Source organism: Mesotoga infera, from assembly GCA_011045915.1.
Lineage (GTDB): Bacteria > Thermotogota > Thermotogae > Petrotogales > Kosmotogaceae > Mesotoga > Mesotoga infera_D.
This window is the reverse complement of the sequence record DSBT01000246.1, coordinates 1-4,421: the sequence shown is the minus strand read 5'-3', so window position 1 is coordinate 4,421 and position 4,421 is coordinate 1. Positions and strand designations below refer to the sequence as shown.

Genomic DNA, 4,421 nt, shown 5'->3' with positions numbered 1-4,421 from the left:
TCACCTCGGTGCAAGCTTTTTGAGTCTATACCTTGTTTTCCCTTGCACCATTATACCACATTATTCGCCTGTACTTCACTATTCATGCGCTTTGTACGCTTTTTCAGGAAGCCCTATTTAAGAAATAAGCGCTTCATCCGCGGGAGGAAAATCTCCTCCCGCTTTACTTCTCCGGAGGAAGGTTATGTGGTCTTTTATCGCCAGAAGATTGCTTATCATGATTCCAATGATGTTCTTCATATCCGTGATCTGTTTCGTGATCACCGAGCTCCAGCCCGGTGATTTCATAAGCCAGTATCTAGACAACCCGAGGATATCACCGGCGCAGATCGAGCTACTCAGAAAGAATCTCGGTCTCGATGAACCGGCCCACGTAAGATACTGGAACTGGATCAAGGGGATAGTAACCAGAGGAGACTTCGGCTACTCCTTTGCCTTTCAAAGACCTGTGGGAGAGCTTATATGGGAACAGATGGGCTGGACGGTCTTCGTTGCGCTGGGTGCCATCGTTTTTCAGTGGATCCTTGCCGTTCCCATGGGAATCTACCCGGCGCTGCATCCATATTCATTCGGTGACTATTCGCTGACAGTTGTCGGCTTCATAGGTCTTTCTATTCCGGACTTCTTTCTGGCGCTGATTCTTATGTATCTCATGCTGCAGATGGGAGCAACCTCGGTCGGCGGCCTCTTTTCGCCCCAGTTTGTCGGGGCGCCATTCAGCCTGGCAAAGCTCGTGGATCTACTGAAGCACCTGTGGATTCCTCTCATCGTTGTAGGCATGAGCGGTCTTGCAGGACTCATGCGCGTCATGCGCGGGAATATGCTGGATGTCATCTCTTCTCCCTTTGTAACATCTCTCAGAGCCCACGGCCTCGATGAGAAGACCGTCAAAAGACACGCAATTAAGAACGCCCTCAATCCGATGGTAAGCATAGCTGGAACGGAGCTTCCAAACGTATTCAGCGGCACGATAATAGCCGCTATCGTCCTGAATCTGCCGACGATGGGGCCGTTCTTCTATAACGCGCTTCTCAACCACGACCAGTATCTCGTAATGACGTTCCTTATGTTCATCGCCATCATAACCCAGATCGGGAATCTATTTGCCGACATAGCGCTTGCCGTTCTCGACCCACGGATAAGGATGAGCTGATATGCAGACCACGAAAAGCCGGATCGCAAAGAATTTCTTCAAACATAAACTTGGAGTCATTGGCTTGATAGCCCTTTCAATCATGTATCTTCTTGTCATATTTTCCGACTTCATAGCACCATACAGCTATGTGACCTCCCACAGGAATTTCGTCTATGCGCCGCCGTCGAAGATCCGATTCTTCGATGAAGAAGGCAACTGGAGAGGCCCCTTCGTGTACGGGATGAAGAAGGTCAGAAATCCCGTGACTTACAGGCTGGAATTCTCCGAAGACACCAGCCGGCCAGTTCCCGTGAAGTTCTTCGTCAGGGGAGAGGAATACAGATTTTGGGGGATTTTCAAGACCGATCTCCATCTCTTCGGTGTTGAAGAATCTTCCGATGTAGCGATGGTTCTTCTTTTTGGCGGGGACAGATTTGGCAGGGATCTATTCTCCAGGGTCCTGATCGGGGGGAAGGTCTCAATGACAGTCGGCCTCGTGGGCACTCTGATAAGCGTATTCATAGGAGCGATAGTGGGAGCGCTTTCCGGATTCTACGGCGGGACTGTAGATGTAGTCATACAGCGTTTCATAGAGCTTTTGAGATCCTTCCCGAGAATCCCGCTCTGGTTGGCCCTGGCCACGATTCTACCTCCTCAATGGCCCAGTACCTGGGTCTATTTCGGAATCGTCATCGTTCTTTCACTAATCGGCTGGATGGGCGTTGCACGTGTTGTCAGAGGAATGGTCTTAAGTCTGAGAGAAAAAGAGTTCATCCTGGCCGCTAGAGTATCCGGTGTATCGAACATGAAGATAATAACGCGTCACCTGATTCCCAACACGATAAGCTATCTAATTGTTGTCTCTACACTTTCAATACCGGGAATGATTCTGGGAGAGAGCGCGATAAGCTTCTTGGGACTCGGTATAAAGGAACCTATGACAAGCTGGGGCCTGCTTCTGAAACAGGCTCAGTCTCTATCCGAACTGGAGGCCCATCCCTGGCTTATGGTTCCGGAAATCTTCATAATTGTAGCGGTCCTCTCTTTTAACTTTGTGGGAGACGCTTTGAGAGACGCCGTCGATCCTTACAGGGCGGTGGAGAAGGTATGAGCGAAATACTTGAGGTAAAGAATCTCAAAACTTATTTCAGGACTCCGGACGGTCTTGTAAAGGCTGTGGACGACATAAGCTTCAATCTCGAGGAGGGCGAGATTCTCGCGCTTGTCGGGGAATCCGGCTGTGGTAAGAGCGTTACCGTACAGACACTTCTCGGTCTGATAAAAGTGCCGCCGGCCAAGGTCGAGGGTGAAATCTTTTACAAAGGGAAGAACCTGGTCGGACTTTCTAACAAGGCGTACAGGGACATAAGGGGCAAGGAAATCAGCATGATCTTTCAGGAACCTATGTCGGCCTTCGACCCCCTTTACACAATAGGGTTCCAACTAACGGAAGTTGCCAGAGCTCACATGACCTGGGACCAGATCAGAACCTACGATGAGATCATTTCAATTCTCAGAAGGGTAAATATCCCCGAACCGGAGAAGAGATACAGAGAGTATCCCCACGAAATGAGCGGCGGAATGCTTCAGAGAATCATGATTGCCATGGCCCTGATAACAAATCCAGAGATAGTTGTCGCAGACGAACCAACTACCGCACTGGATGTCACAATACAGGCTCAGGTTTTGAACATAATGCGGGAGCTCCAGGGAGAATTCGGCAGTTCGATAATCTTTATCACACATGATCTCGGGGTAGTTGCCGAACTGGCAGACAGGGTTCACGTAATGTACGCCGGAAAAATCGTCGAGAAGTCTGGGGTGAAGGAACTGTATTCCTCGCCCTCTCATCCTTACACCAAGGGTCTTCTCAGCTCTAGAGTAACGAGATCCTTCAAGGGAAAGAAACTGCCATACATCGAAGGGTACGTTCCCAGGGCATATGAGTTTCCAGAGGGCTGCCGATTCAATCCTAGATGTCCTCACGCAATGGAGCTCTGCCGAAATAAAGACCCGCCCGAATTCTATGTTGGTGAAGACCACACCGCTGCCTGCTGGCTATTCGAAGGGGGATCTGAAAAATGAAGATACTTTCTACCGAAGGACTTAAGAAGTTCTTCCCGATAAAGGCCGGTGTCTTTCTACAGGTAGTCGGTCATGTAAGGGCAATGCAGTCTGTAACCCTTGAGATAAACCGGGGAGAGACTATTGGAGTAGTCGGGGAGTCGGGCTGTGGCAAGAGCACTCTGGGCAGGACCATAGTGAAAATCTACGAGCCGACCGGCGGAAAGCTATTCTACCATGACGAAAATGGAAAGCAACACGACATAACCAAAGGACTTGGAAAAAACGTGCGCTCGAAGTTCCGGCGAGATGTTCGGATGATCTTTCAGAATCCCTTCGATTCTCTTGACCCTAGAATGACGGTAAGGGATATCATAAGGGAACCGATCGAGGCACATAACCTCTTATCCAAAAATGAAGCAGAGGATTACGTGGGAGAGCTTCTTATGAAAGTCGGCCTTTATCCCGAATACTCTCAGCGTTACCCTCACGAGTTCTCCGGTGGACAGAGGCAGAGGATCGCGATAGCCCGTTCGATCTCGGTCAGACCAAGGTTGATTATTTGCGATGAACCTACATCTGCTCTCGATGTCTCAGTTCAGAGTCAGATCATAAACCTGCTCCAAGAGTTGAGGGACGAAACCGAGATGTCCTACATCTTTATCTCGCACAATCTAGACGTCGTACACCACATGAGCGACAGAATAATGGTAATGTATCTGGGAAACGTCGTAGAAACTGCCGAAGCGAGAGAGCTCTTCAACAACCCCGCGCATCCTTACACAAAGGCACTTATGGCTTCGATTCCAAACTGGGATCCCGAGAACCGGAAGCTTCAGAATATCAGACTGGAGGGGGAGCCACCTAGCCCGATAAATCCACCGTCTGGATGCCCATTTCACCCTAGATGCCCCTACAAGATGGACATCTGCAGTGAAGAAATGCCCGGCAACTTCGAGGTGGCCGAGGGCCATACAGTCGCCTGCTGGCTGCATGAAACGAAAGCGTGGTCGGGGGTAGCGGATAGGGGGTTGGAAAGAACAAAGGATCAGTTGCAAGATGCAAGTTCCAAGTTGTGCGTTGTAAGACCAGCGTTGGTGGTAGCAGGCTGGTGGCATCAAGGTCAGAAGTGATGCTGCCTCCGGCAGGAAGTGAGGCTCGCTGGCGCGAGGAAGTGATGCCCGGAAGGGCATCCGGGGAAGTGATGCTGGCGCTCACGCAC

General features: G+C 50.2%; 4 protein-coding genes and 1 pseudogene. All 5 read left to right on the top strand.

What is annotated here, in order from left to right:
* Positions 1–184: 184 nt before the first annotated feature.
* On the top strand, positions 185–1,153 hold the full coding sequence (locus tag ENN47_08440) for an ABC transporter permease (GenBank protein ID HDP78195.1): 969 nt from the start codon (positions 185–187) through the stop codon (positions 1,151–1,153).
* 1 nt (position 1,154) lies between these two features.
* Complete coding sequence (locus ENN47_08435; protein HDP78194.1) at positions 1,155–2,246, top strand: ABC transporter permease; 1,092 nt, start codon at positions 1,155–1,157, stop codon at positions 2,244–2,246.
* The gene (locus tag ENN47_08430; protein ID HDP78193.1) at positions 2,243–3,220 is read left to right on the top strand and encodes an ABC transporter ATP-binding protein; all 978 of its coding nucleotides are present in this window, start codon (positions 2,243–2,245) and stop codon (positions 3,218–3,220) included. The genes ENN47_08435 and ENN47_08430 overlap by 4 nt, the downstream gene beginning before the upstream one ends.
* Positions 3,217–4,200, top strand: a pseudogene (locus tag ENN47_08425) (ATP-binding cassette domain-containing protein). Before ENN47_08430 ends, ENN47_08425 begins: the two are co-directional and overlap by 4 nt.
* 110 nt (positions 4,201–4,310) lie before the next feature.
* On the top strand, positions 4,311–4,421 hold a 111-nt coding region (locus tag ENN47_08420), incomplete at its 3' end, for a hydrolase-like protein (GenBank protein HDP78192.1).